Genomic DNA, 25,611 nt, shown 5'->3' with positions numbered 1-25,611 from the left:
ATTTTATTAACAATATTTTTATTGATTGTAAACACAAATCTCAATGGAATAGCATGAATTAAAGTCATCACGACCATTTTACCTAGTAGTATCAGCATGATAGTAAGTGAAATCAGATTATAAAAAGCAGATAGTCATATCGAACAAAAAGATAATTGAAATAAAACAAAAAACCATCACTGTTAAGTGATGGTTAATGATTTCAATATGGAATTATTTAGTAATCAAACAAAATAACCAGGATTATTAATCAGATCACTTTGTTGAGTACTATGTGCCATTTCAACAAATTCAGACACGCTTGTAATTTCATTGAGTGTGGTGATTGCGAATAATCGAAAAGAAAACTCTTTATTACCTTTTCTTGGGTAGATGTTCAGGAAAAAATTCAACTTTTGACCAACCGGACACATACTTGAAACCGCAGCATAAGATTGTGTCTGTCTGAGGTACTGAGTGAGGAATTGAGCAAGATCAACACCCTCATCAGACGTTAACGACCTGGATGTCTGAACCTTTAATAACCTTACAAGGTTATCTATGGCGGTCTGAATAGGAAGAAGTTCTATCTGAGGAACCTTCAAAAAATCAGCTATGATAATACCAAGTAACTGGCTCTGATCGTTCATGAAATTATGGATATAAAGAAAGTGTGAGTCACCGAATCTTTCAGCAGAATCATACTTAAAATTCCATTCATTCAATACTGCACTGTACTTCATTTTATTCATGGTTAGCTCCTCTTTATATAAAAAAAGATTAACGCAACATTCATCGGTGACGAAATTCTAAGACCCGTTAATTTCGCCCCCTATTGGGGTCATAAAAAATTGTCACGCTACGGCCTGTCTGGCAGAATCCCCTGAAACCGATTTGCGATAAGTAACCCTGATGAAAAACCTCATTAATGATGTTGCGACTGAAGCACGGGCATTACTGAACGGTATCCTCGCTGACTGTGATACCGATGACACAACGGGCACATGCCTATTTGCCAGTCTGCTATTAGCTCGTCTGGCACATAGCAAAGGGTTATCAGCTGTGATTAGAGGTGGCGATGGGAAATCTGACGGCGGGTTATTCACTATGTATGGCGGGTTCGGTCATTACTGGTGTGAGATCTCCAACAACGATGAATTCCATATTGTTGATATATCGGCAGATCAATTTGGCTTCGAAGGAGTTATCGTTAAGAACATCAAAGAGGTAGAAGGCTGGCCACGTTACATCCCTGGAAACCAGGATGTCGTAAATGCTGGAGTTGAGGAGCTCTTCAACCACGGATACTAAATGGTCGAGTCTAAGTGCGATTTATACACCTCAAAACGCCCCCATTCTCGATTCAAGAATTATTGATTTACAAGTAATATCAGAAATATTTAGTTCACTCTAAGGCAAGTGAATGAAGAAGAAATTACCGTCATGGTCACCAGCTGAAGATCTGAAGCTTATAAAAGGGCTTAAGGATGGTTACTCATTTGCAGCGCTTACGTCCATTCTTGGATACAATGAAAGGATAATCCAGTTAAGATGTATCGAGTTGGATTTATACCTTCTCATAAGAGAAAATCTCTCCGAGCCTAACGAAATTACCCTCAAGCCTAACTCTTCAATCAGAGTGCCACCGGCTGAACCAGCTTCAGGTATAACTCTTAAAACCCTGCTAGATAATGGATGGGTAGCACACTGCATAAATGGTGAAAATGTTCTGTACTCTCCAGAATGGTGGCGAACAAGAAACACAAGCCTGTTAGTACCCGAAGATGAGGATACTGATCAGCTACATAAGAAAACATCTTCACACCTCATTACCGGTAAACCGTGGACTCCTGACGATACTCGGGTCTTACTTAAGGCGATACAACATGGTATCAGTAAAACGGCACTTGCCGAGCTTACCTTAAGAAGCCATCAATCCACTCTTCAGCAACTTATAGAGCTTGGAATGATTACCGTGGGCGCTGAAGACGATTCATCTAGTACGGTTATATGGTTAAATAAAAAAATAAGTTCTGCGAAATTATCAAAAAAACGTTTTCTTGATGTCCTGCCACTAATCGAATTCGGCTGGCACATTGATGGATTCGACCTTACCGCCCCAGATTGGTGGAGCAAGCATATAGTGCTTAATGAAATTATCTATGAAACCGTACCAGATAAAACCATTTCAAATTACCCGGCCAGAACTGACATTGATTGTGATAGTGAAAAACCACAACAAATTAAGGAAAGATCAGTGCCTGAACGGAACCAAAGAGAACCACAAAAACCAGCCAAATGGGTATGTGGAAACTATAAGTTTTTAATTACACTTCTATCTGAGCATCGTTCAATAGAAGTGATTGCCAAGAAAATGAATAGGACAGATGGCGCGATTAGGTCACGTCTACAGCATATCGGTATAACGCGTTACGAGAAACCAACAAAACCTGGTGAAAAAGGAAGTGTCATTAAAGCTACATCAATTTCTACAGATATCTTCAGAAACCAGCCATTTTTTGTGAAGAGATTACTCATAGATGCCGGATGGTCTGAAAAAAACAATGAATTGCATTGCCCGGTCTGGTGGAGCAATTATCCACACAACGTTTAACGGGCTTAGTCACGAACTCTACCCTGGAGAACTATATGTTTGATTATTTTAACAGACCATTTGACACTTTCGACTGGGCGCTGATTATAGGATGCGGAATCCTTTTTGTCGGGCACTTTATCTGGAAAATCTTCTTCAGCGATGAAGGCCGTAGGAAAATTGATAATGAAGCGCCGCCTCCAATCATGACTCAGAAAGTAGATGATGAAACGGATGGTAAATAAGCACACAAAAATAAAACGCCCTTAAGTTATATATAGTACCTTGAACTATGTATATTGTGTATTAAGGCAGAGAAATCTGCCTTTTTATTTGACAATAAACTCTTTAGAATTATAGTGTATTGTATGTTTAACGTGTATAAAGGAATGAACCTTGTCATCGGTTAAAGTCAAAGCAACTATCGTAGGGTAATGACTCCAACTTAATGATAGTGTTTTATGTTCAGATAATGCCCGATGACCTTGTCATGCAGCTCCACCGATTTTGAGAACGACAGTGACTTCCGTCCCAGCCTTGCCAGATGTTGTCTCAGATTCAGGTTATGTCGCTCAATGCGCTGAGTGTAACGCTTGCTGATAACGTGCAGCTTTCCCTTCAGGCGGGATTCATACAGCGGCCAGCCATCCGTCATCCATACCACGACCTCAAAGGCCGACAGCAGGCTCAGAAGACGCTCCAGTGTGGCCAGAGTGCGTTCACCGAATACGTGCGCCACAACCGTCTTCCGGAGCCTGTCATACGCGTAAAACAGCCAGCGCTGGCGCGATTTAGCCCCGACGTATCCCCACTGTTCGTCCATTTCCGCGCAGACGATGACGTCACTGCCCGGCTGTATGCGCGAGGTTACCGACTGCGGCCTGAGTTTTTTAAATGGCGGAAAATCGTGTTGAGGCCAACGCCCATAATGCGGGCGGTTGCCCGGCATCCAACGCCATTCATGGCCATATCAATGATTTTCTGGTGCGTACCGGGTTGAGAAGCGGTGTAAGTGAACTGCAGTTGCCATGTTTTACGGCAGTGAGAGCAGAGATAGCGCTGATGTCCGGCGGTGCTTTTGCCGTTACGCACCACCCCGTCAGTAGCTGAACAGGAGGGACAGCTGATAGAAACAGAAGCCACTGGAGCACCTCAAAAACACCATCATACACTAAATCAGTAAGTTGGCAGCATCACCCGCAGCTCATTATGCCCCTGCTTTTGGCAACCTGGCATACTGCTTCAATATCAACTAATTCCAACAGTGGGTTAGTGGGCGTTTCGATCCAGATTAGACCTGTATTCTCTTGAATATGGCGCTCTACTGACGCCAGATCATTAAGATCGACATAACTGAATGTCGTACCTGAAGTTTGTTTACGCAGACGTTCAAACAACCGATAAGTACCGCCATAGACCCCTTTCATTACTAATACATGGGAATCCTTAGGTAGCAATTCCAATATAAGTGCAGTTGCTGCCATACCGGAAGCGGTTGCCGTAGCATAGATACCTCCTTCCAACTCAGCCAAGGCGGTTTCATATGCATATCTTGTCGGGTTACTGCAACGGGAATAACAAAACTCCCCTTCTTCGCCTAAATTTGGCTGAATGAAGGAACTGGCGGTAGTAATCGGTGGAAAAATAGCATTATTGCCCCGGTCAACTTGATCTCCGGCATGGATAACCAGAGTCGCGATCGATTTTGATTTGCTCATTATTTGTCCCTTTAAATTTTAACGATAGCCCGCCGATCATTATTAATAATGACGTTAGGCCACGCGGTTAAACCGTAATATTTATTTACGTGTCATTATACTGATAATTTCTTTATCTGTTTGCCTCATTGGCGATAACACTAATTTACATAAATTATTGATAGAACCTTCAACATCGCAGGAAACAATGCCATCACGCTCCCCTGCAACACTATTTTGTTGCGCCATCAACACCGACTTAAATGCACAGGCGGTAGCGGTAGACACTTTCATGGCACAACTATTTGATGCACCATCGCAAATAATGCCACTAATATCACTGATCATATTACTGACCGCGTAGGAGATAGTTTGAAAATCTTGGGTCAATAACCAACTCATACCTGCCGCCGCCCCCATTGCTGCCGTTGACGCCGCACACAATGCAGACAATCGGGTATAACGCATATGAATTGAGATTGCGGCTAGATGGGCCAACGCTAATGCCCGGGCCAGTGTTTCATCATCTGTATTAAGATGTCGGGCAAGTGTCACTACCGGCATTGTCACGGTAATCCCCTGATTACCAGAGCCATAATTTGACATCGCGGGTAAGGGTGCGCCGCCCATACGGGCATCTGATGCCGCAGTGGTGTTGATCAACATTTGACTCAGTAAGTCAGTGCTGATAAAGCCATTTTTTCTGGCTTGCGACAACGCGCCACTCACGTTCAAACCATAGTTCTTCCTTTGCCCCTCGTCAGAAAGCGCGGTATTAATCTCAGCACTTTTCAGCATAAACATGATGTCTTTAGCGGCGACATCGGTTACAAATTTAAATGCGTCGTTAAGGGAAAATTCGGGTAGTACCCCACTATCATTGGCGGCAATTAGGTCTCGGACTAATATTTGCTTTATATTATTAATATAAACTTCAGTGACATTAGTATGGCTACCTTGAATCACTACCCGGCACTGATCACTAAGACTATATAGCGTAATATCGATAAAAATAAAATCCGTAGCATCTACTGCGTTTAGACACACGTTACCTGATTCATTAAATATATAGGCTTCGGTAATTTGTGTCGCAGTAATATCTTTTAATACTTCTAAATCGGCATCCGCGTTACCACCAATAGCCCCTATTGCCGCCGCAAGAGTGACTCCGCAATAGCTTGTTCCCGGAATAGTGACTCCCATCGCATTTTTATACAGATTCTCCGATATATTCCCCGTTATTTTTAATATCGGTGCGTTGAGATATTTAGCAGCCACTGCGGCAGCATACGCAATAGCAATAGGCTCAGTACAACCTAATGAAAGTTTCACTTCCTTTTTCAACCAATCGAGTAATTGTTGATGTGTTATTTTTTGCATTTGAAGTAATTAATCAGTGATTTGGATTATTTTTATCTTAGGGTTTTACGGGGAGAAATACTTTTCCTATTTTCTTGTTGTTTTTAATGCTTGGAGAATATTGTTCTCTTTAACAAAAAAGATAACCACAGAACAATTTAAATAAAAACATATTAAAAACAATGAAATAGATAACTCAAACACCATTAATCCCTTACTCAATGAGATACTAATCACAAAACAATAAAGAGAATATTTTCCCCTTAGACGCAATTATTCGCCTTGAATCATTAAACTAGACGATAAAAAAGGCGAGTTAGCTACTGCCAACTCGCCTCAGATAAAACCAACCGGTGCTGGTTTAGATATCAACCCTGCGCAGGGGATTGCTGCATCGTCCAGTTGAGCACTTGAGTGGCTAACTGGTCACTGGCCAGGCCAAAGGCCTGAACCACCTCGTTCATCTCGTTACCTTTTATCGGTTGGCGAATGTCAAACTGGCGAGTCGCAATAATCCTACGATCTGAAATTCTTACCAGCCGAGCATCAAAACGGATCAGCACTTCGCTGCTACCAACATGGTATACCCCTTGGAACGCGGACAGATCACCACTCAACTCCACATCAGCCTGCAAGCTATCATCGTCGCTACTGACTGCACGGATTCGCCCATCGCTACGGAACGCCTGAATAAGACGATTGCGCACCAAAATCGGCGCCGAATCACTCCAACGGGAGTTTTTATAAACCGCAATCTCCTGGCCCTGAGGCTGCACCGCTATGCGTGAGCTATTAAGAAACTGGTTCGTCGCCGGTTGTGAAACCCGTAATGACCAGTTTACTGTCTGCGCGTGTGGCACACTGACTGCAGGTGGCACCGGCAGAAGATAAACTTGTGATACAGGGGCCGAAGGTAAAATGGTGCAGGCAGAGAGCAGTATCGCCCCCCCGGATATCATCAATAGCCACACGCGGCGGCCTGCATAGCGCATCACATTAAAAGAGAGCATTAAGGCGTAAACTCCTGTGTTCTTTCACGGCCGCGCAACAAGGCCGCTGGGTTTTCTTCCAAACGAGAAACGGCGGCACGTAATGTCGCTAATGTTCTGCGCAGCTCATCTACTGCCGGCCCCAGCTCATTCATCCCTTGCATCCCGTTATTGAGTGAGGTTTTATTTTCACTCACCAATTTATTGAGGATGGTACTGGTATTTTGCAACGATGCCATGGTTTTGGCGGCATCACTGACCAGTTGTTTCCCCTGCCCATCCATTAAGCCGTTAGCATTACGCAGCAGGCGATTGGTTTGAGTCAGTGTCTCATTAGCCTGTTTACTGGCCTGCGCCAACTGCTGCAACAGGGTACGGAGATCACCACGTTGATCAGCCACAGTTTGGGTGACCAGCGCGAGATTATCCAGTGTCGTTACTAGGCGCTGCTGGTTATCCGGTGCCAGCAACTGGTTCAAACGCACCAACACTTCATTCGCATTGGTCATGAAATTCTCACCGTTAGCCAGTAACTGGCTCATCGGCGAAGGGGTAGCAATAATGATAGGAACCTCGTCATCTTTGCCCTCCAGCAACGGGCTGGTCTGGCTGCCACTGCTGAATTGAATATTTGAGGTGCCGGTAATACCCGCGACGGTGAGACGAGCTTGGGTATCTTCGCGTATCGGAGTAGATGCAGAAACGCGAATACGTGCCCAAACCTTATTCGGATTGTCTCGGTCCAGGCGTAATTGCGTCACCTCACCGACTCGAATCCCGCTGTACTGAACGGTGCTACCCTGTGACAGGCCACTCACAGGCTCATTGAAAACGATATCGTACAATCTGAACTGGCGATCAGAACCGGAATTTGTCAGCCATAGGCAAAACAGCAGCGCGGCACTCACCACAATAAGAGTGAACAAACCAATAACGACATGATGAGCACGGGTTTCCATATTACAACCTCTCTCCACTGTTAATTGCCGCTGCCTGATAAGCAGCCCGGCCACGTGGGCCATGAAAATACGCCTGAATCCAGCCATCATCAGTCGCTGCAACTTTATCCAGAGTATCAACCACCAGCACTTTTTTCTGCGAAAGCACCGCCACACGATCACACAGTGTATACAGCGTATCCAGATCGTGGGTCACCAAGAATACCGTTAGATTGAGGGCATCCCGCAGGGTGCGGATCAAACTGTCAAACGCCGCCGCACCAATGGGATCAAGACCCGCAGTCGGTTCATCAAGAAACAGAATATCCGGGTCCAGTGCTAAGGCACGGGCTAGCGCAACACGCTTGACCATACCACCCGACAGAGATGCTGGATACTTACTGCCAGTGCCCGGCGGTAGCCCAGCCAGTGCCAGTTTAACCTGAGCCAATCGCTCAGCCTCAGACCGGGGTAATCCGGCGTTTTCTATTAATGGTAATGCCACGTTCTCGGTCACGGTTAGAGAACTGAACAGTGCGCCTCGTTGAAATAATACGCCGAATCGGCGCTCGACCATGGCGCGGGATTGACCTGACAGTGCCATTAAATCCTTGCCAAAAACATGAATTTTCCCGTCAGTCGGACGACGTAACCCAACAATACTGCGTAACAGAACAGATTTACCGGTACCCGAGCCACCAACCACGCCAAGAACTTCGCCGCGCTTAACATCAAGATTCAACCCTTGATGCACGCACTGTACGCCAAAGCAGTTAACCAGATCGCGAATTTGAATGATTGCATCTTGCGTCATTTGGCTCACCACCCCATTTCCATGAAAAATAGCGCTGCCACGGCATCAAGCAAAATCACCACAAAGATCGAATGCACCACACTGGTGGTGGTATGAACCCCGACTGATTCAGCACTACCGGTTACTTTGAACCCCTCCAGACAGCCAATAATAGCAATCAGGAAAGCAAAAATAGGGGCTTTACTTATTCCCACCAGAAAATGCTGCAACCCATTACTGTTTTGCATAATCGACAAAAACATAGTGGGAGAGATATCCAGTGTTAAGGCACACACCACCATGCCACCGAAAATACCGCAAACCATGCCAATAAAGGTTAGCATCGGCAGAGAGATCAATAGTGCCAAGACGCGCGGTAGCACCAACAGTTCGACCGGATTCAAGCCCAGTGTTTGGATAGCATCAATCTCTTCATTGGCTTTCATCAAGCCAATTTCAGCGGTAAAAGCACTGGCTGTTCGCCCTGCCATCAGGATCGCGGTAAGCAGTACCGCAAATTCACGTAGAAAAGAAAATACCACCAAATCGACGGTAAAAATGCCCGCGCCGAAAGTAGTGAGTACGGTTGCACCGAGAAAGGCGATAACTGCCCCCACCAAAAAGGTGAGCAACATAATGATCGGCACAGCATTGAGGCCAATCTGTTGAATATTGGCAATTAATGAGGTAATGCGCCAGCGGGAGGGGCGAAAAAGTGTTCCCAGCAAGGTTTCCAGCGCCAGACCAATAAAGCCCAATAGTGACTTAATATCTTGCCATAAGTTATCTACCGAACGGCCGGTATTAGCCAGCATCTCAAGCCAAAACCGTGTGGGTTTTTCAGACAACTCAGGGGTTAAGTCAGGCAATACATGGCTTACCGTTTCAAGTAATATCCTCCGCTCTTCTGGCAATTTAGGCGCAAGTTCGCGTAAATTTGCTACACGGTCCTCACCCAGAAGCAGAGCTAACAACGTTGCACCGGCGGTATCTAACGCCCCCAGTTGGTTGAGATCAAATACCCCCCCACTGGGCATATTAGCGCGCAATTGCGCAACGCGCGGCTCCAAAACGCAGTAATGCGCCAACACCCAGTCCCCCCGGATATAAACTCTGGGGGGCTGAGCCGCGCTATCGAGATCAAGTTGTGCGGGGGACGTTTGCTCAGTCATTGCTCAGACCTTACCTATTTCAAACTCTAATGTTTCAAACCCTAAATAGGTATATCACACAGTTAAGTAAGAGTAATGACTGTTTAATTAATGAAGTGTTAACCACACCCTAATCAGTGAGGTGTGGCACGCTGTTTGCCCAATTGCCGTATTTTCCTCTCTGGCAGGGTAAACCAAACGGCACTGTTGCAAATAGTCGGTGGTGATAAACTTATCATCCCCTTTTGCTGATGGAGCTGCACATGAACCCATTCAAAGGCCGGCATTTTCAGCGTGACATCATTCTGTGGGCCGTACGCTGGTACTGCAAATACGGCATCAGTTACCGTGAGCTGCAGGAGATGCTGGCTGAACGCGGAGTGAATGTCGATCACTCCACGATTTACCGCTGGGTTCAGCGTTATGCGCCTGAAATGGAAAAACGGCTGCGCTGGTACTGGCGTAACCCTTCCGATCTTTGCCCGTGGCACATGGATGAAACCTACGTGAAGGTCAATGGCCGCTGGGCGTATCTGTACCGGGCCGTCGACAGCCGGGGCCGCACTGTCGATTTTTATCTCTCCTCCCGTCGTAACAGCAAAGCTGCATACCGGTTTCTGGGTAAAATCCTCAACAACGTGAAGAAGTGGCAGATCCCGCGATTCATCAACACGGATAAAGCGCCCGCCTATGGTCGCGCGCTTGCTCTGCTCAAACGCGAAGGCCGGTGCCCGTCTGACGTTGAACACCGACAGATTAAGTACCGGAACAACGTGATTGAATGCGATCATGGCAAACTGAAACGGATAATCGGCGCCACGCTGGGATTTAAATCCATGAAGACGGCTTACGCCACCATCAAAGGTATTGAGGTGATGCGTGCACTACGCAAAGGCCAGGCCTCAGCATTTTATTATGGTGATCCCCTGGGCGAAATGCGCCTGGTAAGCAGAGTTTTTGAAATGTAAGGCCTTTGAATAAGACAAAAGGCTGCCTCATCGCTAACTTTGCAACAGTGCCGGCTTTCGCGCTCGGCGGCGGAGAGGATCGAACGGCGGGGCATGCGGTTTCCTTCTTCTTGAAAACGTAGGTTTGTGACAAGCCCGCCAAGGCAACCGGCGCGGCACGGGAATCAAGGCATTGCGATTCTCGAAAATAGTTCTTGAAATTCTATTCTTGATTGCATATCATCTCAACGAGTTTCGATAAGAAAGGATGCGCATGCGACCGTCTGTTGTGCTTGACATGAAGCGAAGCGCAGTGCGTGAAGCGGTAGGCCGCTTTCGCGCCGCGAACCCGCGCGTCTTCGGCTCGGTGCTGCATGGCACCGACCGGGATGGCAGCGACCTCGACCTGTTGGTCGATGCGCTGCCCGGTGCCACGTTGTTGGACTTGGGCGATTTGGAAGAAGAACTGAAATCGCTGCTCGGCGTTGACGTCGATCTGCTGACTCCCGGCGACCTGCCGCCGAAGTTCCGGGCCAAGGTGCTCGCGGAGGCGCAACCGATATGAGCGAGAACCGCCTGCCCGATTACCTCGACCACATTCAGCAGGCCGCAACCGATGCGCGCAGCTTCGTGGAAGGGATGGCCAAGGACGACTTCTTGGCCGACAAGCGCACCCAGCAGGCCGTCATCATGAGCCTGATCGTCATCGGCGAGGCGGCCACAAAGGTGATGGATGGCTACGTCGAGTTCACCCAGGCGCATGCCGACGTGCCGTGGCGCAGCATGCGCAATATGCGTAATCGCATGGCTCACGGCTATTTCGACATCAACCTCGATGTGGTGTGGGAGACGGTACAGGAATGGCTGCCGGCGTTGCTCCAGCAATTGCCCGCCGTGCGTCAGGATGCCGACGATGAAGACCGTAACGACAAAGGCATGGAGCCATGACCAATCAAGCCGCCGATGTTCGGCCCCTCTGGCGTGTTCGATCCCGCGACCTATGAGCCGCGCTCGGGCAAGACCTTCTGGATGGCCGCAACGGACGTGAGTTCGCTGGTGGGCAAGAGGCAGCAGCCGACACGCTCATCGGCAACTGCACGACCGCACGACCAGCCTCCCGTTCAAATTCGAGTTAGAACTCATATCCAGCCTGTCTGGGGGCACTGTGAAAGAGGGATCTCCGATGACTGTTGAATCGAGAATATTTTCTGTAGCCGAGTATGTTCAGCCGTCCGAAGGCGAGCCTATTCGTTCCGTTGTGCTTGAAACCCGAGACTCAATTATCGTGGTTTGGCATGTCCATCCCGGGCAGGAAATTGCGGCTCACATTCATCCTCACGGCCAAGACACGTGGACTGTTTTGTCGGGAATGGCTGATTACTTTCAGGGCAATGGGATTGTTCGTGCCCTCAGGGAAGGTGAGATAGCCGTGGCAAGACCGGGCCAAGTGCACGGGGCGCGAAATACAGGTACCGAGCCATTTGTGTTCGTCTCGGTTGTGGCATCAGCCAATGCCGGTTTCGTATTGGCTGAGCGATAGAGCCCAATCTCTGGAGTTGGTCCAATGAGCGGTCGGGGAGATAGGTAACAGACATGCAGCGGACACGGCTGCTAAACCAGGTCGCAAACCTCCTTGCGTCGCAGCGTGCCGCAAGCGACGCGATCAATCGAATGGGGTCGGCATGAGACTGAACACCATCCAGTTCCCGACCGCGTAGCCGCCTGTCCTGCCGATCAGGTCTTGACCATCGACGCCTGGGATCAGTCCTGAATGTTCTTGGAGACCACTACGTTATGAGCCGCAGCCGCCGCAAAACACCCATCGTCGGGCACACGACCTGCGGCAGCGAGCGCGAGGACAAGAAGCTCTGGCATCAGCGCTGGCGCACCCGTGAGCGCACGGCGCTGACCAGCGCGTCGCCCGAAGCCCTGAGCGCCCATCTGCCCCTGCTGGAAAACCAGGCCAGCAGCGTCTGGTCGATGGGCAAGGATGGCCGCTCCTACTGGCCCGTCAAGCGCCAGGCCGCCACGGCGGATCGCATCGCCAATCACAAGGGACGCAACCCGCAAGAACGCGCCTCCCTGAAAAAGCGCCTGCTGCGCAAGTGGATGAGCAAATGAAGCTCTCCTTCCATCAGCACATTGCGCTGTTCTGGATGATCGGTGCTCCGGGCGTCTTCGCGCCCGTGATCGAGAACGCCAAGCGGCCCGATGCCGGCGCCGTCATGGCGTGGGGTGTCGCGATCGTGGCGGTGATGATCCTCTTCACCCCTTTGCTGCTGCGCTGTCCACCATTCCGGCGCTGGTATGGCCGGACGGATGCGCTGTCGGAGCGGCAGCGCCAGGCGCTTGCCGAGCGCGGCCTGCGCCGCTACTACCAGACCGCTTTCGATGACGGCTACGTGCCCCGCGTGATGCCCTACGTGTGGCGCATCATCTGGACGGTCGGCGGGTTGATGGCTGTGACCGCCGTACTGCCTACCAACACCGGACGGCCAGCCTTCGATGCCTTGGTGGTCTTCTCGACCTGGTATCCGATAGGCGTGATGCTGCTGGTTTTCGCGTCGAGGCCCCTTGGCCGGTTGATTCGCCAAAGAGCACAGGAGCGGCGGAAATGAGCACGTCAACCATCGAGGCGCTGGCCAGCGCCTGGGCAAGGATTGCCGAGGAAGCGGAATTCCCCGCTGACTACGAGGGGACTGCCACACCACAAGCGCATCGGGCTAGCGAAGCTATTCAGGAGCAGATTCGGGAGCGCATCGTCGCCACCAACGACATGCGGCTGTTCAGCCTGCTGCACCTGCTGGGTCAGGCGTCGCTGCGCATGGAGCAAGCGCTGTGGCCGGAGGATTACGAGCGGATGACGCGCGAGGTTGAGGAAGCCCTGCGGCAAGCCACCGACGCCAACGCCAGATCGTACACCCACGAAGAAGTGATGCAGGCGATGCAGGAACGCATCGACCGGGCGCGAGACAAGCCATGTTGATTGGCTATGCGCGCGTCTCGACGCAGGATCAGAACCTGGAGCTGCAACGCGAAGCCTTGAGCAAGGCCGGATGTAAAAAGGTCTTCGAGGACAAGGTGAGTGGCACGCGGGCAGACCGGCCTGGCTTGGCCAAGACGCTCGAAATGCTGCGCGAAGGCGATACTTTGGTCGTCTGGAAGCTCGACCGGCTGGGCCGGTCGGTCAAGCAACTGGTCGATCTGGTCGGCGATCTGCACAAGCACGGTGTCCAGTTCAGGAGCCTCACCGACTCCATCGACACCGGCACACCATCCGGGCGGTTCTTCTTCCACGTCATGGCGAGCCTTGCCGAAATGGAGCGCGAGCTGACCGTCGAGCGCACCCGCGCCGGGCTGGAAGTCGCCAAGCAGCTCGGCCGCAAAGGCGGCCGCAAGCCGAAGATGACCGACAGCAAGATCGAGTCGGCCAAGAAGCTGCTGGCCAGCGGGGTGCCGCCCAAGGACGTGGCCAAGAACCTCGGCGTGTCCATTCCGACGCTGTACCGCTGGGTGCCAGCCTCCACGCACGCTTAGCGTGCTTTATTTAATGAGATGGTCACTCCCTCCTTCCCAGTACTATGCTGAGGACAGGCTTTCATTCGGAGAACCATCATGGAAAACATTGCGCTTATTGGTATCGATCTGGGTAAGAACTCTTTCCATATTCATTGTCAGGATCATCGTGGGAAGGCCGTTTACCGTAAAAAATTCACCCGACCAAAGCTAATCGAATTTCTGGCGACATGCCCAGCAACAACCATCGCGATGGAAGCCTGTGGCGGTTCTCACTTTATGGCACGCAAGCTGGCAGAGTTAGGGCATTTTCCAAAGCTGATATCACCGCAATTTGTCCGCCCATTCGTTAAAAGCAACAAAAATGACTTCGTTGATGCTGAAGCTATCTGTGAAGCAGCATCACGTCCATCTATGCGTTTCGTGCAGCCCAGAACCGAATCTCAGCAGGCAATGCGAGCTCTGCATCGTGTCCGTGAATCCCTGGTTCAGGATAAGGTGAAAACAACTAATCAGATGCATGCTTTTCTGCTGGAATTTGGTATCAGCGTTCCGCGAGGTGCTGCCGTTATTAGTCGACTGAGTACCCTTCTTGAGGACAGTAGTTTGCCTCTTTATCTCAGCCAGTTACTGCTGAAATTACAACAGCATTATCACTATCTTGTTGAGCAGATTAAAGATCTGGAATCTCAGTTGAAACGAAAGTTGGACGAAGATGAGGTTGGACAGCGCTTGCTGAGTATTCCCTGCGTTGGAACGCTGACTGCCAGTACTATTTCAACTGAGATTGGCGACGGGAAGCAGTACGCCAGCAGCCGTGACTTTGCGGCGGCAACAGGGCTGGTACCCCGACAGTACAGCACGGGAGGTCGGACGACATTGTTAGGGATTAGCAAGCGGGGCAACAAAAAGATCCGAACTTTGTTGGTTCAGTGTGCCAGGGTATTCATACAAAAACTGGAACACCAGTCTGGCAAGTTGGCCGACTGGGTCAGGGAGTTGTTGTGTCGGAAAAGCAACTTTGTCGTCACCTGTGCTCTGGCAAACAAGCTGGCCAGAATAGCCTGGGCACTGACGGCGCGACAGCAAACTTACGAAGCATAAAGGCAGAAATACACCAGTTTAAACAATCATTCATCTGGTTTTGCGAATACTGATATTGATGATACAAACGGCCCACCGGCCTGTTGAGGAACCTGTAAAACGGAAAGGCTCGCTGAAGCCGTATATTTTCTGGAGGTTCATCAGGCGCGGAACTCATCGAGGCGCGGGAATAAAATCCCATTCAGACGCCGGATAGATTCAAGCAAGCCAACTTATCGTCAAAATCGGTGTTGCAAAAACGGGAGTGACCATAGATTCCGTTTTCTGAGACGACCCCTGTTTCAGCGCCATAGCAGGAACTATGACTTTTTCGCCCGTTATGGTGGTGAAGAGTTTGTGCTGATCCTGCCAGGCACAGACACAGCGTCCGCAAATAAAACACTGGAAAAGTTAAGGCTGGTAGTGGCTAACCATGAGTGGTTATTACGACAATTAACGGTCAGCATAGGTTTGGCCAGCGCTGATTTATTTGACGACAAAAAGCAGTTGCTCGAAGTCGCCGATCAGATGTTATACAAAGCTAAAACCCAAGGCCGCAATCAAACCAGTGTGTTCGCCACACTGTAAGAGATCTGTTCATGCTGCGCTGATCTCAAGACCTCATAAAAACTGAGGTCTTGCTTCGGTCGATAAGCTGGTCTGATATTGGCATTATTTATTCCTTTCAAATACATGGGTAATGCGACTTACACAGATTTTTTATGCTCTCTTGGACTCCATGTGAAGGAGATCGTCACATTCTTTACATATAGAAAATAGAGTTCTTTAGCCAGCTGCAATTTCAGATTAACCGATTCGGTAAGCTTTCTGCATTTCCGGAGACAACTTTTTTAGCCAGCTTGAGAGACTGAAGCCTTTTCTATCGGTACTATTTAATTTAGTAAAATACAGATGTTCATCCCAGCGAGGACCGAAATCTACTTCTGCAAGACTTACAAGCTGTTTGTTTCTGCGAAGACGATGCTTTTGATGGTAATCTTCGGCGGGCCAAAAATAACCATTTTGTTCTCCGGCCTCAATCACCTCGGGAGATTTCTCCTTTCCAATCGCTTGAATCAGTTCTTCAGCTACTTGTTTTTGCTCCAGATCAAAAACAAAAAGTATCTGGCGATACTGGCCCTGCTTTCTACCATGAACAGACCATGATTCAAAACTTCCAAGAAGTTCCCTGTAGCTGATTTGGTCTTTATCGTAGATCACTCTGACGACTTCGGCGTGTCCGTTGATGTTGCGGTAACTCGGATCCAGAGTTGATGCTCCAGCGTAGCCAACACGTGTTTGCACTACTCCCTGCGTCCCTCCAAAATTAGAATCCGGTCCCCAAAAGCAACCCATGCCGAAAACCGTTTGACTAAGCTTCCCGATTTTCAATGCTTCTTCGATTGCTTCAGGGGTTGCAAATTCATAGCTTTCAACACCGTCTTCTTTATTCATTTTTAGATCCGACATATTTTTCTCCTAACTTTCAAGAATTGTAGCCACTCCCATTCCTCCCGCCGTGCAAACGACGATAAGGCCACGTTTTCCAGGACCAGCTGAGTGCAGTATCTTTGCTAAAACTCCGACGATCTTAGCGCCAGTAGCCGCAAACGGATGCCCAAGGGCAATGCTACTTCCACGGACATTTAGCTTCGAGCGGTCAATTTTTCCGAGAGGCTCTGATCGTCCCAAACGTGTTTTGCAGTATTCAGCAGACTCCCACGCCTTCATCGTGCAGAGCACTTGTCCAGCGAACGCCTCGTGAATTTCGTAAAAATCAAAATCCTGAAGCTTTAAGCCGTTTCGCTTCAATAATTCACTGACCGCCACAGTTGGAGCCATGAGCAAACCTTCGCCAGCGACGTAATCCACGGCAGAAGTATGAGAATCCACAATCTTGGCCAACAGCGGCCAATTATTCTTTTTAGCCTCTTCTTCGGAAGCCAAAAGAACGGTGGACGAGCCATCCGTGAGTGAACTCGAGTTGCCTGCCGTCAGAGTTCCTTTTTCGGATCGATCAAATGCTGGCTTTAGCTTTGCCAACTTCTCTAAAGTCGTATCGCCACGCATGATTCCATCCGTACTTTTTCCTAAAAATGGAAAAACGAGATCGGCATAAAAGCCGTCTTTGTACGCTTTCGCGGCGTTCAGATGGCTTGCCAGAGCCAGCTCGTCTTGCTCTTGCCGGGAAATTTTCCATTCTTTGACCATCAACTCACAATGTTCACCCATTGACTTCCCTGTTCGCGGTTCAACGACGGCGGGTGGCACGGGTTTTAAATCGCTCGGCCTAAAGCTCAAAAAGATTCTTAGTTTCTCGCCGAGTGTTCTGGCCGAATTCAATGCAACGAGCTTCTGCGAGAACGAACGAGTCACCATAATTGGCAAGTCGCTATTGCTATCCACGCCGCCCGCAATACCGCTCTCGATTTGGTAGCTGGATATTTTGTGTGCGATCTGAATCGTAGTTTCTAAACTGGTACCGCAAGCCCGCTGCACGTTATATGCTGGCGTATTCGGATGTAAGCCAGAAGCCTGAACAACTTCACGCGCAAAGTTCCAGTTGGCCGAACTTTGCATGAGTGCACCCAGAGCCACGTCACCCACGACTTTGCCCTTTAAGTTATATCTTTCGACTAAACTTTTCAGGCTAGCGGTCATAAGCTCTGGCGTGGTGACATCTCGATAGGCAGTCATTGATTTCATAAATGGAATACGGACGCCACCTACGACATAAGTAGTTCTCGTTTTCATAATTTCACCTCCGGCTTTGTGTGCCGTTCAAAAACTTCTCCGACCTTCACGTCGTACGATTCAAAAATGTAGTCTTTGCCAAGCATCTTGGCTTTTTTGTGTTCGGGATGCTTATCCCAAGCATCGAAAGCTTCTCTGGTAAGGAACTCGACAATTAGAACATCTTCACCGTTAGGAGAAGAAAACCGCTCATGGCTTCCGTAACCAGGAATGGCTTCGACAAGCGCGGACATCTCGGCGTATCTTCTTTCAAACTCCCCACCGTGCTCCTTGGCAACACGACTGCGGAAAACTGCTATAATCATTGATCTGACTCCTTACTAAGCTAATTACAATCCTCAAAAAAAAGATCTCGTTATTTCATCGAAGCTTCCAACCACTTGTCGAGATCCTTGAACTTGGGGTTTCTCAGCTTCTTTGTCCCAACCAGTATTGTCGGGAAATTTAACTTTCCAGTAGTATAAAGGGATCGCAGTTCATCAGCTGCCGCGTCGTCTTCGTGAACATCTAAAAAATCAAACTCGATTCCTTTTTCTTTCAAGTACGACTGGTAAATCTTGGTTTTGTGGCAGTCCTTATGACCGAACAGCTTAATCCCCACGACCCCCTCCATTTTCTAAAATTACTCTACAAACTTCAACGACTCCGAGTTGATGCAGAATCGAGCCCCAGAGGGCTCAGGACCATCTGGAAAAACGTGCCCTAAGTGGGCTTCGCACACATTGCATAGCACTTCGATTCTTCGTCCGTAAGTCGTGTCCAGTTCATATTGAATTACGTTGTCGGCGACGGGCTCAGAAAAACTCGGCCAACCTGTTCCCGAATCAAACTTAACGTTCGAATCAAACAGTTCAGTGTCGCAGCCCGCGCAGGCATACCGTCCTGCCTCATAAAATGAACAGAGTTCCCCAGTGTGAGGGCGCTCGGTGCCTTTCTTCCGCATGACATTAAATTGAGCGGGCGTCAGAATTTTTTTCCACTCTTCCTCGCTCTTTTCTACTTTTCTAGGAGGAGCGGGAGTGCCGTTATCGAGATAGTTGTTAATGCTTTCCCAGTTGAACATAAATTTGCTCCTTTATTTTTGGGTTTGTTCTTTAGCTATCAATCCACGCGAAGAAGTCAGTCGCGCTACCAATGAATTTTCCATCCACAAAAACTTGCGGAACAGTTTGAAGGTTGGTTTTTTTCTTCAACTCATCATAAGTCTTGGGATCGTCATCCACGCGAATTTGTTTAAAATCAACTTTTTCAGAAGTTAAGTACTCCTTCACGCGTTTACTAAACGGACAATGGTCTTTTGTGTAGATGACAACGTTCTTAAGTTCTTTCATTTTTTCCTCTTTCGTTTGATTCATGGTTTAATCTCTCTCAAAATGGCACGTGTACCCGTGGGGATTCTTCTTCAAATAGTTTTGGTGATACTCCTCAGCGTCATAAAACTCTTTTTCCAAGGCTACCGTCGTGACCACGGGATTCTCGAAGCGACCGATCTCATTGACCTCATCAATCACGTTTTCGATAATCGCTTTCTGTGCATCGTCACGATAGAACGCTGCCGAGCGATACGAAGTGCCAACATCATTTCCTTGGCGATTCTTCGTAGTCGGATCATGGATTTTGAAAAAGTAATGTAGAATCTCTTCGAGAGATATTTCGTCTTGGTCGTATTCCACGCGAACCGCTTCGGCGTGCCCCGTTTTCCCTGTTATAATATCGGCGTAGGTAGGATCATCAAAATCTCCGCCAGAGTAGCCCACCTTCGTTGACGTCACACCGTCCAGACTCCTAAGGAGGTCTTCGAGACCCCAAAAACACCCTCCGGCAACGATCACATAATCTAGTTTCATAAAGCCTCCTTAGTTTTCATCCACTTACTGATTAGACTGACTTTACAGCATGTAAAATAGATATAATATGTTCAATAGTTCGTATAACATGACCTATTGGACAGTTTACGTAGGAGCTATATATGGATGTTCTCAGTGAAATTTTAGATAAGGTAGAGCTTACTAGCAGCTACTGGTATAGAACCTCATTTGCGGGAGACTGGGGCATCAGCCTCCCGCAGGAAGAGAATCTAGCGAGATTTCACATCGTGACTCATGGCGAGTTTTGGTATGAGGTGCCAAAACTTAAACTTAAAGCATTGGCGGAGCAGGGCGATATTTTGATCTTTTTCAAAGGGATGGAGCACACCATGGCCAGTGCACCAAAAATCAAGGCCGAGCCTGCGGTCGAATTTAGAGCTAAAGCCAACCTCACCGAAGCTCAAGTTTTGGAATACGGTGATCAGAGCAAGCTCAAAGCCAACGTCGTTTGCGGACATTTTTGTTTTAATGGCGGACCCGATCATCCATTCTTAAATTCGCTGCCAAATGTCGTGCATATCAAGAGTGCTGATAACTCCCACTCGCCTTGGCTTGCCATGCTTTTAAGTATTATAGAGCAGGAAGCAAAATCAGGGCTTCCTGGAAGCAACACGTTAGTCAGAAAGCTGACCGAAATTATCTTCGTGCAAGCGTTAAGAATCCACATGTACAAATCCAATAAAAATGCTGGATTCTTCAAACTGATCGAAAATCCGCAACTCAGCAAAACCTTGGAAGCTATTCATCATAGTCTCGATAAAAAATGGGGTCTTGACGATCTCGCCGGGATTGCGGGGATGTCGCGTACGAACTACAGCGTCAAATTTAAGGAGCTGTCAGGCATGACACCTCTTGATTATTTAACCTATTGTCGGCTTGAAAAAGCAAAGCAGCTGCTTAAAGAATCCGGTAAGTCTGTTCCCGAAGTGAGTGAAGCCATTGGGTATCCGGCACATGAACACTTTCAAAAGTTGTTTAAGAAAAAAATTGGCAAAACTCCTAGCGCGTACAGAAAAGAAAATTCTGAAAAGGTGTAAAAATGAATATCTATAACTCTCCTGTTACCAAAATAGCTTTCTGGGTCATCGTCGTCGGCAGTGTATTCTGTCTTCTTCTCCCTTTATTCTTACCTCTTCTTCCTCTTCACTACTTGAAGGATTATGGCGAAATAGGAGATGCTTTTGGAGGTATTTCGAACCCATTCGTACAGATACTAGGTTCAGTAGTTCTGTTTTTAGCGCTGAAAGCCCAGATTGATGCGAATAGAATCCTTCATCAGCAAATCGAAAAAGAAAACACGAAGGAGCAACTAAGGCACGAGTTAGATCAACTTCACGAACTTTATATGTTCGTCGAAAGAAACATCAAAAATTTTAGTTACGATCAAGAAAAGACCGTTGATGGCAAGACGCAAATGATCCTTCTGTATTCTCGACGTGCGATTAAATGTTTCATTGAGGATCTAGAGAGCTTAGATGTTGATATTCACAAAGATGACGACATTTTAAGGTTCGACGGGGTTAAAGAAATTATGAGCATTTTGAACAGCGTTGACCTATATTTCGACAAAATCAAAGACAGCGAGATTGCACCTTATCATAAGAGTTTTTATAAAACGCTTATGCAGCACGAACTTCTCTTCAGCGTTTTTCCTTATCAAGATCTCGACAATCAAGCGTACCGAAAACAAGAGCATTGCCCAGAGTGTGGTGAATATCATGCAAATTATCCGCCACTGATTTATGACCGGTTACAGAAAATTAAAAAAAGTTTCTCCTGATGTATTATGGATATTTATTCGGTATCGGTCCTACCAAAAAGCTATTTGTAGTATCTCGAGTACGTGCTGTGGTGTAGTAATTCCAATCTTAGAAAACTCAAAGCTTATTCTGAAACTATCGGAATTGTCGGTTGGGTGAGACTTAGTCGCCCCGTAAAGCCTTATCGGGGCGGCAAAGATAACTTTTTATATCACTGCTATTGATGACGTCCTTTGTTTACTAAAGTTGTAAGCCCTTATTCTTTGTTTTAGACCTTCAACCACTCCGGGCTTGTCACTAGGAGAGTCCCCTTGGCTAACCTTAGCCGTCAGATCGTATTCAGCGATTTCTAGCCGGTCCCCCTGAATCATTTTACGCCAACCGTTCCACAACTTAGGGTCAAGCTCTTCGGTACGCCAACCATCGGTCGGTTCGCTCCGACTCGCTAAAGCCAGATCCCTGATTTGGTTCTGGAGCGTTAGATCGTCAATCATTGTTCGGCGTCAACTTATGTGGACTCCCCACGTGTCAACAATAAATAACTCTCTTGAAGAAATAATTGCGTACTTATGTACGAGCTCTATTTGAGAAGCTATCTCAGGCTCTATGATATTTACGCGAACTAGCTGGCTAATCTATCTTGCGAGTTTTTCACTCTGTGTTGACGGCGGCCTTAGCTAGCTGATTTTTATCTTCGTTTGTGCAATTTATTGTTTGAACTCTTTTTTAAGCTTCAACTAACTCAGCTTTGTATTCCGTACCCTGCGTAAGCATTGCAAATGCTGTTCTTACGGTTTTATTGGCCAAAGCAACCGCAGCACATTTTTTACCTCGACGGCAAACCAATGATGCTATCCAAATATCTTTTTTAGTTTTAGCTTTCCGATTTACTGCGTGGTTAACTGCTGACATCGCGCCGGTAATAAGCTGGCTCCTGAGTATCCCATTTTTGACATATTTACCGATTGAACCAAGTTTTGCTTTTCCACCTGACGAGTGCTGAATCGGCGTTAAACCTATACATGCAGCTGCATCTTTACCTTTACTGAAAGTTCCTAAATCTGCGCATCCTAACGCTATGTATAGATTAATTGCGTTAAGCACGCCTACACCTTCCAGCTTGAGTAGTTTTTTACAATCAGCATGTTTTTCAATTGCCTTTTCAAGGCAACTATCATAAACAGAAATAGATTTTGCTATTGATAGATAGTGTTGCCAGGCGGCGCTTAGCGCCTCCCTGAACTCAAAAGATAATCCATTTTCAGCATCTTCCAGTGTGGCTGTAATCACCCCATTTAAACTGCCATTACGGCTTGAGGTTTTGATATTAAACTCCGATAAAAGAGCTATTAACTGATTTCCAGCAGCTGTTTTCTGCTTAATACAGAGCTCGCGCAGTCTGACAATTGATTGCAACTGTTGCTGTTCAGTCGATTTACCAGAAATAAAAGTAACATCAGGCAATAAGGCCGCTTGAACTATAGCCAAAGCGTCATTCTTATCTGTTTTCTGATTCTGCCGAACAGCAGAAACTAACTTCGGCGAAATCAAACGAGCATCATGCCCAAGTGAAATAGCTTTTTGCTTCCAGTAATTAGATGTGCCACATGCTTCAAATACTATGGTTACGGAATTTGTTACAGTAAGCCACTCAGTGAATTTAGCAGGTGTCATATCAATGTTAGATTGCACCTTTTTGTTCGAAAATGAACAAACCTGGATCACATGCTTAGCAAGGTCAACGCCCACAATAGTATTTTTCATCACTGACTCCATTAACTAACTATATACGAGTTAACTTATCTATTAAGGTATGGGGAGTCCAATTATCTATCTTGGCCGGTTCGCGTCAATTATGATGGCCGGTTAGGTTTTCTCATTTTTCCTACTTCCAGCTTGTTTTAACTGATGTTGTTTTCGATAGCTTTCTCCTTCTAATTCTATAATTGTCGCGTGGTGGATCAGCCGATCTATGGCCGCTACCGTCATCATGCTGTCTGGGAAGATCTGATCCCATGCACTAAACGGGTGATTGGCTGTGATGATCAGGCTACCGCTTTCATATCGATGCGCGATAAATTCAAACAGTACCTGGGTTTCTGCATCGGTTTTTTTCACATAACCAATGTCATCAATGATGATCACCTGATACTTATCCAGCTTGCTCATCTCGCTCATCAGATCCAGTTCGCGCTTGGCTTGTTGTAACTGTTGTACCAAGCCAATGGCTGGAAACAGTTTGCAGCGTATGCCTTGCTCAATCAGCCGGTAACCCAATGCATTGGCTATGTGTGTTTTGCCGGTGCCACTGGGGCCAATCAGCAGGATATTATCGGCGTGATGTGCCCAGGACAGGTCTTGGTGCAACTTGGCGATGAGCGCTTGATTTGTCCGGCTGAGCACGCTGTTATCCAGAGTGCTTAAGGTTTTTCCCGGTGCCAGCCTCCCTTCGCGTACCCAGCTTTGTGTGCGCCGTGTAAAGCGCTCTGCGAGCTCGTATTCGCATAATGCCGCAAGGTAGTCACTGTGCGACCAGCCTTTTTCTACCGCGGTTTGCCAGAGTTTTTCATAGTGCCTGACGAACGCCGGCAGCCTTAATTCTTTGAGCAGTAATGCAACGGAGGAAGTCAAAATGGCACCTCCACATCGTGTTTCGCCTGTGCCTTTAATGACGTTAGCAGTGCATCATAACTTTGCAGGTTATGTTGCTTTGTCTTAATGTCTGGTGCGCTTTGCGGGGTGTAAAAGCGCTCCTGAATGGTTTTGGCACTTTCAAACAGACCGGCTCTGGCCTCTTGCAACAAGGTCTCTCCCAGCTCTTGTTCGCTATCGTATTCGCTCGCCAGCCATAACACCGTGACTATCCATTTACAGGCATCCTGTGCTGGTAACGCATCATCCACTAACTGCCACAACTGCCGGTAATTGTCGTCAGGTAAGATATCATCCCGCAGTTGCGAGTAACGAAACGCCTGCGGTTTAGCGGCCAGTGAGCGGATAATATGCCGGTAGTTGATACAACGTGCACGGCTTTGGCCGAGGGCCGGGTAAATTCGTGGCAAGGTCAGCGCCACTTGCTGGCCCACATAGAGCACCAGTTTGTTATGATACAGCCGTACTTGCAGGCGTTCGCCAATCAGTCGTGATGGCACGCTGTACACCACCCGGCGCACTTCAATGGTGGCACTACGGGTGACTTTAATGCTCAGCAAGGTGTAATCAACAGCATCATATTCCGGTAAGGCTTGCAGGGTTTGCTGTTCTTCTAAAAAGCGGCTGCGTGAGCGCTGGTTTAGCTTGCCGACGATTTGATCAATAAAGGCCTGGTAGGCTTCGATACTGTCAAAGTCACTGTGGCCGCGAAGTAGCAGGTGCTGCGCCAGACGGCGTTTAAATGAGCCATTAGCGCACTCCACTACGCCGTTCTCATGCGATTGCCCCAGGTTATTGCGCGTTGGCGTCATGTTGTAATGCTCGCACAAGTCCTGATAGGCATCTGTCCAGACATTTTGCGTATTGTTCCTGGCGGCACTGAGGCTATCGGTGCGATGCTCCACCGGACAGCCACCAGCCTGCGTCAGCGCACGCTGTAAACCGGTAGATAAGGCAGAATAGCTCTCACCACCCTGAACCACAGTGATGGAACGCCAGCCGCTATAAGCGAGGCGGAACTGATACAGCAAATGAGCAAAGGGTTGCTGCTTAATGGTGATCGGGCTATCAGGATGAGTAAAATCAGAGAAGCCCTGTAAACCGGGTTGAGCTTGCTGGCGGAAGATGACATCTTTCTCCGGGCCATGTAGTGCTTTCCATTTCTTAACCCGACGCTGCAATGTTCTCAGAATTCGCTGGTCATATTGGTTTGGATAGAGCGCCTGCAAATGCTCCAGCAAAGTAATAGGCGTAAGCTCTGGTTTAGCGTTTAAAAGAACAACTAGATCGGTTTCCCATACGGCTTCCAGTGGATCTTAGCGGGTGCGCCAATCTCTATCAGCTTTAGCGCGGGGTAAGGTGTTGGACTGCTCAATACGTCGGGCAGTGCGGGGGGAAATGGCAGACTTCGCAGCAGCGATTTCTTGAGTCATGCCTTGTTGGCGATGCTGCATATACAGCTCCTCTTGTCGGTGGGTGATATGTTGTCCAGGCACCTTGAACTCCGAACAGAAAACAAGGTACCTATTGTG

General features: G+C 47.9%; 31 protein-coding genes and 2 pseudogenes. 15 read left to right on the top strand and 18 right to left on the bottom strand.

Annotated features, from left to right (window positions below):
• Window positions 1–224: 224 nt before the first annotated feature.
• Window positions 225–731 carry a hypothetical protein gene (locus tag HV311_RS25520; protein WP_007372203.1) on the bottom strand — a complete coding sequence of 169 codons (507 nt, stop codon included), beginning with the start codon at window positions 729–731 and terminating at the stop codon, window positions 225–227.
• A gap of 160 nt (window positions 732–891) precedes the next feature.
• Between HV311_RS25520 and HV311_RS25515 the strand changes: the two genes are divergently transcribed.
• The 3 genes from HV311_RS25515 to HV311_RS25505 all read left to right on the top strand — a co-directional run bounded on the left by HV311_RS25515 (window position 892) and on the right by HV311_RS25505 (window position 2,817).
• Window positions 892–1,290: a hypothetical protein gene (locus HV311_RS25515; RefSeq protein WP_016241897.1), complete on the top strand. Its 399-nt coding sequence runs from the start codon at window positions 892–894 to the stop codon at window positions 1,288–1,290.
• 112 nt (window positions 1,291–1,402) lie between these two features.
• Window positions 1,403–2,593, top strand: coding sequence for a hypothetical protein (locus tag HV311_RS25510; protein ID WP_009652915.1), 1,191 nt, complete (start codon window positions 1,403–1,405; stop codon window positions 2,591–2,593).
• Between the two features lie 35 nt (window positions 2,594–2,628).
• Window positions 2,629–2,817: a hypothetical protein gene (locus tag HV311_RS25505; RefSeq protein ID WP_007372207.1), complete on the top strand. Its 189-nt coding sequence runs from the start codon at window positions 2,629–2,631 to the stop codon at window positions 2,815–2,817.
• A gap of 200 nt (window positions 2,818–3,017) precedes the next feature.
• On the opposite strand, the gene HV311_RS25500 is transcribed toward HV311_RS25505, so the two are convergent.
• The 7 genes and pseudogenes from HV311_RS25500 to HV311_RS25470 all read right to left on the bottom strand — a co-directional run bounded on the left by HV311_RS25500 (window position 3,018) and on the right by HV311_RS25470 (window position 9,520).
• Window positions 3,018–3,715 (bottom strand): IS1 family transposase gene (locus HV311_RS25500; RefSeq protein ID WP_223335778.1). Its coding sequence is split into 2 segments (ribosomal slippage): window positions 3,018–3,466 and window positions 3,466–3,715, totalling 699 coding nucleotides; the frame shifts between segments, so codons are not numbered across the junction.
• Between the two features lie 56 nt (window positions 3,716–3,771).
• A pseudogene (locus HV311_RS25495) lies at window positions 3,772–4,290 on the bottom strand (PLP-dependent transferase); the annotation flags it as partial.
• A gap of 81 nt (window positions 4,291–4,371) precedes the next feature.
• The gene (locus HV311_RS25490) at window positions 4,372–5,649 is read right to left on the bottom strand and encodes an L-cysteine desulfidase family protein (protein ID WP_001515737.1); all 1,278 of its coding nucleotides are present in this window, start codon (window positions 5,647–5,649) and stop codon (window positions 4,372–4,374) included.
• Between the two features lie 347 nt (window positions 5,650–5,996).
• Window positions 5,997–6,638, bottom strand: a complete 642-nt coding sequence (locus HV311_RS25485) for an ABC-type transport auxiliary lipoprotein family protein (RefSeq protein ID WP_000948259.1) — start codon at window positions 6,636–6,638, stop codon at window positions 5,997–5,999.
• On the bottom strand, window positions 6,638–7,576 hold the full coding sequence (locus HV311_RS25480) for an MlaD family protein (protein WP_000449980.1): 939 nt from the start codon (window positions 7,574–7,576) through the stop codon (window positions 6,638–6,640). Before HV311_RS25480 ends, HV311_RS25485 begins: the two co-directional genes overlap by 1 nt.
• 1 nt (window position 7,577) lies before the next feature.
• Window positions 7,578–8,369, bottom strand: coding sequence for an ABC transporter ATP-binding protein (locus tag HV311_RS25475; protein WP_001325019.1), 792 nt, complete (start codon window positions 8,367–8,369; stop codon window positions 7,578–7,580).
• 5 nt (window positions 8,370–8,374) lie between these two features.
• Window positions 8,375–9,520 (bottom strand): MlaE family ABC transporter permease, encoded by a 1,146-nt coding sequence (locus tag HV311_RS25470; protein ID WP_001325018.1) that lies wholly within the window; start codon window positions 9,518–9,520, stop codon window positions 8,375–8,377.
• Window positions 9,521–9,762: 242 nt separating this feature from the next.
• Here HV311_RS25470 and HV311_RS25465 point away from each other — a divergent pair, with 242 nt between their 5' ends.
• From HV311_RS25465 to HV311_RS25420, 10 genes are all read left to right on the top strand, one after another.
• Window positions 9,763–10,467 carry an IS6-like element IS26 family transposase gene (locus tag HV311_RS25465; RefSeq protein WP_001067855.1) on the top strand — a complete coding sequence of 235 codons (705 nt, stop codon included), beginning with the start codon at window positions 9,763–9,765 and terminating at the stop codon, window positions 10,465–10,467.
• A 253-nt stretch (window positions 10,468–10,720) separates the two neighbouring features.
• Window positions 10,721–11,011: a nucleotidyltransferase family protein gene (locus HV311_RS25460; protein WP_001247892.1), complete on the top strand. Its 291-nt coding sequence runs from the start codon at window positions 10,721–10,723 to the stop codon at window positions 11,009–11,011.
• A complete protein-coding gene (locus HV311_RS25455) occupies window positions 11,008–11,394 on the top strand; it encodes a HepT-like ribonuclease domain-containing protein (protein WP_003100872.1) in 387 nt (128 codons plus the stop codon). Before HV311_RS25460 ends, HV311_RS25455 begins: the two co-directional genes overlap by 4 nt.
• A 235-nt stretch (window positions 11,395–11,629) precedes the next feature.
• Window positions 11,630–11,986, top strand: a complete 357-nt coding sequence (locus HV311_RS25450; protein WP_003465043.1) for a cupin domain-containing protein — start codon at window positions 11,630–11,632, stop codon at window positions 11,984–11,986.
• Window positions 11,987–12,240: 254 nt separating this feature from the next.
• Complete coding sequence (locus HV311_RS25445) at window positions 12,241–12,567, top strand: hypothetical protein (RefSeq protein ID WP_003100858.1); 327 nt, start codon at window positions 12,241–12,243, stop codon at window positions 12,565–12,567.
• Window positions 12,564–13,064 (top strand): hypothetical protein, encoded by a 501-nt coding sequence (locus HV311_RS25440; RefSeq protein ID WP_003100856.1) that lies wholly within the window; start codon window positions 12,564–12,566, stop codon window positions 13,062–13,064. The genes HV311_RS25445 and HV311_RS25440 overlap by 4 nt, the downstream gene beginning before the upstream one ends.
• Complete coding sequence (locus HV311_RS25435; protein WP_003100853.1) at window positions 13,061–13,432, top strand: hypothetical protein; 372 nt, start codon at window positions 13,061–13,063, stop codon at window positions 13,430–13,432. Before HV311_RS25440 ends, HV311_RS25435 begins: the two co-directional genes overlap by 4 nt.
• Window positions 13,426–13,983, top strand: a complete 558-nt coding sequence (locus HV311_RS25430) for a recombinase family protein (RefSeq protein ID WP_003100847.1) — start codon at window positions 13,426–13,428, stop codon at window positions 13,981–13,983. Before HV311_RS25435 ends, HV311_RS25430 begins: the two co-directional genes overlap by 7 nt.
• A gap of 78 nt (window positions 13,984–14,061) precedes the next feature.
• Complete coding sequence (locus tag HV311_RS25425) at window positions 14,062–15,066, top strand: IS110-like element IS5075 family transposase (protein WP_000427614.1); 1,005 nt, start codon at window positions 14,062–14,064, stop codon at window positions 15,064–15,066.
• A 336-nt stretch (window positions 15,067–15,402) separates the two neighbouring features.
• A complete protein-coding gene (locus tag HV311_RS25420; RefSeq protein ID WP_239605185.1) occupies window positions 15,403–15,633 on the top strand; it encodes a diguanylate cyclase in 231 nt (76 codons plus the stop codon).
• Between the two features lie 219 nt (window positions 15,634–15,852).
• Here the strand turns inward: HV311_RS25420 and HV311_RS25415 are convergent, their stop codons facing one another.
• The 7 genes from HV311_RS25415 to msrA are packed head-to-tail and all read right to left on the bottom strand — an operon-like array spanning window position 15,853 to window position 19,646.
• Window positions 15,853–16,515, bottom strand: coding sequence for a peptide-methionine (S)-S-oxide reductase MsrA (locus tag HV311_RS25415; RefSeq protein ID WP_001281573.1), 663 nt, complete (start codon window positions 16,513–16,515; stop codon window positions 15,853–15,855).
• A gap of 9 nt (window positions 16,516–16,524) precedes the next feature.
• The gene (locus HV311_RS25410; protein ID WP_069453486.1) at window positions 16,525–17,799 is read right to left on the bottom strand and encodes an acetyl-CoA C-acetyltransferase; all 1,275 of its coding nucleotides are present in this window, start codon (window positions 17,797–17,799) and stop codon (window positions 16,525–16,527) included.
• Window positions 17,796–18,104: an antibiotic biosynthesis monooxygenase family protein gene (locus HV311_RS25405; protein WP_002122973.1), complete on the bottom strand. Its 309-nt coding sequence runs from the start codon at window positions 18,102–18,104 to the stop codon at window positions 17,796–17,798. Before HV311_RS25405 ends, HV311_RS25410 begins: the two co-directional genes overlap by 4 nt.
• A 50-nt stretch (window positions 18,105–18,154) precedes the next feature.
• The gene (locus HV311_RS25400) at window positions 18,155–18,400 is read right to left on the bottom strand and encodes a glutaredoxin family protein (RefSeq protein WP_025467194.1); all 246 of its coding nucleotides are present in this window, start codon (window positions 18,398–18,400) and stop codon (window positions 18,155–18,157) included.
• Between the two features lie 21 nt (window positions 18,401–18,421).
• Window positions 18,422–18,862: a peptide-methionine (R)-S-oxide reductase MsrB gene (msrB, locus tag HV311_RS25395; RefSeq protein WP_000483554.1), complete on the bottom strand. Its 441-nt coding sequence runs from the start codon at window positions 18,860–18,862 to the stop codon at window positions 18,422–18,424.
• A 31-nt stretch (window positions 18,863–18,893) separates the two neighbouring features.
• Window positions 18,894–19,154, bottom strand: a complete 261-nt coding sequence (locus HV311_RS25390; protein WP_001076938.1) for a glutaredoxin — start codon at window positions 19,152–19,154, stop codon at window positions 18,894–18,896.
• A 3-nt stretch (window positions 19,155–19,157) separates the two neighbouring features.
• Entirely contained in the window at window positions 19,158–19,646 is a 489-nt protein-coding gene (msrA, locus tag HV311_RS25385; protein ID WP_000762837.1) for a peptide-methionine (S)-S-oxide reductase MsrA, read from the bottom strand.
• Window positions 19,647–19,768: 122 nt separating this feature from the next.
• On the opposite strand from msrA, the gene HV311_RS25380 reads away from it, so the two are divergent.
• Window positions 19,769–20,704: an AraC family transcriptional regulator gene (locus HV311_RS25380; RefSeq protein ID WP_002123001.1), complete on the top strand. Its 936-nt coding sequence runs from the start codon at window positions 19,769–19,771 to the stop codon at window positions 20,702–20,704.
• Window positions 20,705–20,706: 2 nt separating this feature from the next.
• Window positions 20,707–21,447, top strand: a complete 741-nt coding sequence (locus tag HV311_RS25375; RefSeq protein WP_181553835.1) for a hypothetical protein — start codon at window positions 20,707–20,709, stop codon at window positions 21,445–21,447.
• Between the two features lie 706 nt (window positions 21,448–22,153).
• Here the strand turns inward: HV311_RS25375 and HV311_RS25370 are convergent.
• The 3 genes and pseudogenes from HV311_RS25370 to istA form a co-directional block, all read right to left on the bottom strand.
• Window positions 22,154–23,191 carry an IS110 family transposase gene (locus HV311_RS25370; RefSeq protein WP_181553836.1) on the bottom strand — a complete coding sequence of 346 codons (1,038 nt, stop codon included), beginning with the start codon at window positions 23,189–23,191 and terminating at the stop codon, window positions 22,154–22,156.
• Window positions 23,192–23,293: 102 nt separating this feature from the next.
• Window positions 23,294–24,058 (bottom strand): IS21-like element helper ATPase IstB, encoded by a 765-nt coding sequence (gene istB, locus HV311_RS25365; RefSeq protein WP_016167552.1) that lies wholly within the window; start codon window positions 24,056–24,058, stop codon window positions 23,294–23,296.
• Window positions 24,055–25,575: pseudogene (gene istA / locus HV311_RS25360) on the bottom strand (IS21 family transposase). The gene istB and the pseudogene istA overlap by 4 nt, the downstream one beginning before the upstream one ends.
• Window positions 25,576–25,611: the final 36 nt, after the last annotated feature.

Source organism: Citrobacter sp. RHBSTW-00881 (genome assembly GCF_013728515.1).
Classification (GTDB): Bacteria; Pseudomonadota; Gammaproteobacteria; order Enterobacterales; family Enterobacteriaceae; genus Citrobacter; species Citrobacter braakii.
This window is presented reverse-complemented; position numbering and strand designations above follow the sequence as displayed.

What these genes read in the sequence shown, in the direction of transcription:
- HV311_RS25520 (WP_007372203.1), bottom strand. Translation starts at nt 731, where the DNA reads ATGAATAAAATGAAGTACAGTGCAGTATTGAATGAATGGAATTTTAAG.
- HV311_RS25515 (WP_016241897.1), top strand. Translation starts at nt 892, where the DNA reads ATGAAAAACCTCATTAATGATGTTGCGACTGAAGCACGGGCATTACTG.
- HV311_RS25510 (WP_009652915.1), top strand. Translation starts at nt 1,403, where the DNA reads ATGAAGAAGAAATTACCGTCATGGTCACCAGCTGAAGATCTGAAGCTT.
- HV311_RS25505 (WP_007372207.1), top strand. Translation starts at nt 2,629, where the DNA reads ATGTTTGATTATTTTAACAGACCATTTGACACTTTCGACTGGGCGCTG.
- HV311_RS25490 (WP_001515737.1), bottom strand. Translation starts at nt 5,649, where the DNA reads ATGCAAAAAATAACACATCAACAATTACTCGATTGGTTGAAAAAGGAA.
- HV311_RS25485 (WP_000948259.1), bottom strand. Translation starts at nt 6,638, where the DNA reads ATGCTCTCTTTTAATGTGATGCGCTATGCAGGCCGCCGCGTGTGGCTA.
- HV311_RS25480 (WP_000449980.1), bottom strand. Translation starts at nt 7,576, where the DNA reads ATGGAAACCCGTGCTCATCATGTCGTTATTGGTTTGTTCACTCTTATT.
- HV311_RS25475 (WP_001325019.1), bottom strand. Translation starts at nt 8,369, where the DNA reads ATGACGCAAGATGCAATCATTCAAATTCGCGATCTGGTTAACTGCTTT.
- HV311_RS25470 (WP_001325018.1), bottom strand. Translation starts at nt 9,520, where the DNA reads ATGACTGAGCAAACGTCCCCCGCACAACTTGATCTCGATAGCGCGGCT.
- HV311_RS25465 (WP_001067855.1), top strand. Translation starts at nt 9,763, where the DNA reads ATGAACCCATTCAAAGGCCGGCATTTTCAGCGTGACATCATTCTGTGG.
- HV311_RS25460 (WP_001247892.1), top strand. Translation starts at nt 10,721, where the DNA reads ATGCGACCGTCTGTTGTGCTTGACATGAAGCGAAGCGCAGTGCGTGAA.
- HV311_RS25455 (WP_003100872.1), top strand. Translation starts at nt 11,008, where the DNA reads ATGAGCGAGAACCGCCTGCCCGATTACCTCGACCACATTCAGCAGGCC.
- HV311_RS25450 (WP_003465043.1), top strand. Translation starts at nt 11,630, where the DNA reads ATGACTGTTGAATCGAGAATATTTTCTGTAGCCGAGTATGTTCAGCCG.
- HV311_RS25445 (WP_003100858.1), top strand. Translation starts at nt 12,241, where the DNA reads ATGAGCCGCAGCCGCCGCAAAACACCCATCGTCGGGCACACGACCTGC.
- HV311_RS25440 (WP_003100856.1), top strand. Translation starts at nt 12,564, where the DNA reads ATGAAGCTCTCCTTCCATCAGCACATTGCGCTGTTCTGGATGATCGGT.
- HV311_RS25435 (WP_003100853.1), top strand. Translation starts at nt 13,061, where the DNA reads ATGAGCACGTCAACCATCGAGGCGCTGGCCAGCGCCTGGGCAAGGATT.
- HV311_RS25430 (WP_003100847.1), top strand. Translation starts at nt 13,426, where the DNA reads ATGTTGATTGGCTATGCGCGCGTCTCGACGCAGGATCAGAACCTGGAG.
- HV311_RS25425 (WP_000427614.1), top strand. Translation starts at nt 14,062, where the DNA reads ATGGAAAACATTGCGCTTATTGGTATCGATCTGGGTAAGAACTCTTTC.
- HV311_RS25415 (WP_001281573.1), bottom strand. Translation starts at nt 16,515, where the DNA reads ATGTCGGATCTAAAAATGAATAAAGAAGACGGTGTTGAAAGCTATGAA.
- HV311_RS25410 (WP_069453486.1), bottom strand. Translation starts at nt 17,799, where the DNA reads ATGAAAACGAGAACTACTTATGTCGTAGGTGGCGTCCGTATTCCATTT.
- HV311_RS25405 (WP_002122973.1), bottom strand. Translation starts at nt 18,104, where the DNA reads ATGATTATAGCAGTTTTCCGCAGTCGTGTTGCCAAGGAGCACGGTGGG.
- msrB (WP_000483554.1), bottom strand. Translation starts at nt 18,862, where the DNA reads ATGTTCAACTGGGAAAGCATTAACAACTATCTCGATAACGGCACTCCC.
- HV311_RS25390 (WP_001076938.1), bottom strand. Translation starts at nt 19,154, where the DNA reads ATGAATCAAACGAAAGAGGAAAAAATGAAAGAACTTAAGAACGTTGTC.
- msrA (WP_000762837.1), bottom strand. Translation starts at nt 19,646, where the DNA reads ATGAAACTAGATTATGTGATCGTTGCCGGAGGGTGTTTTTGGGGTCTC.
- HV311_RS25380 (WP_002123001.1), top strand. Translation starts at nt 19,769, where the DNA reads ATGGATGTTCTCAGTGAAATTTTAGATAAGGTAGAGCTTACTAGCAGC.
- HV311_RS25375 (WP_181553835.1), top strand. Translation starts at nt 20,707, where the DNA reads ATGAATATCTATAACTCTCCTGTTACCAAAATAGCTTTCTGGGTCATC.
- HV311_RS25370 (WP_181553836.1), bottom strand. Translation starts at nt 23,191, where the DNA reads ATGAAAAATACTATTGTGGGCGTTGACCTTGCTAAGCATGTGATCCAG.